This window comes from Caballeronia sp. INML1 (assembly GCF_023631085.1).
GTDB lineage: Bacteria > Pseudomonadota > Gammaproteobacteria > Burkholderiales > Burkholderiaceae > Caballeronia > Caballeronia turbans.
In genome coordinates, this window is sequence record NZ_JALQDT010000105.1 from 1 (window position 1) to 753 (window position 753).

1 pseudogene is annotated in these 753 nt (G+C 62.3%); it reads right to left on the reverse strand.

Features of this window, described 5'->3' with window-relative positions:
- Positions 1 to 753: pseudogene (locus NCR38_RS34005) on the reverse strand (type IV secretion protein Rhs); the annotation flags it as partial.

The window sequence follows — 753 nt, forward strand, 5'->3', positions numbered from 1 at the left end:
GCCAAGCCGCGAGTCGTCGCGCTCGGTGAGATTGCCTAGCACGTCGTAACGGTAAGCGACCTGATCGACAGTCTGTGTGCCGTGCATCGTCGTGTGACGGCTGAGTCGCCCGGCGCGGTCGTACTCAAGAGCGTGATCGAGTTCCGCCGAGAAGCCCACACGACTGAGCCGTCCCGCCATGTCACGCGTAAAGCGAATCGGCTCTTGCTCGTCGATCTTTAGCGTCTTCGCATGGCCCAGCACGTCGTAGCCATACGTTAGCGTCTGTTCGAATGCGCTTTTCTTGCCCTCGACGTCCGAATCCATGCGGCGCCGCTGCGTCGCCAATCGCCCGGCCTCGTCATACGCGTACTCGATTGCTCCCGAGAATGACGCCTGCTGCTGCGTCTCACGCGTCAGTCGGCCATCGGTGTCGTAGGTGCGCTCAACCGTGCCGTGCGCGTTGCTCGCTGTGGTCAGTTGGCCCTTGCGGTTATAGGCGTAACACTCTTCCTCGCCCGTCTGCGCGCTGCGCTTGACGACCCGCCCCAAGGCATCGCACTGAATCGCAAGCGCTTGCCCTAACGGATCGATGGAGCGCGTCAAATGTCCGGCGGGGTCGTAAGCGTAGCGTCGCGCCTGACCCCAGTAGTCCACTTCCTCGATCAGCCGGCCATTCCCATCGCGCTTGAGTTGCCACTGCTGCCCGAGCGGATTGCTCACGCCGACAAGTTGTTCCTCCGTATCGTAGTGATAGCGCGTCACGCTGCCATC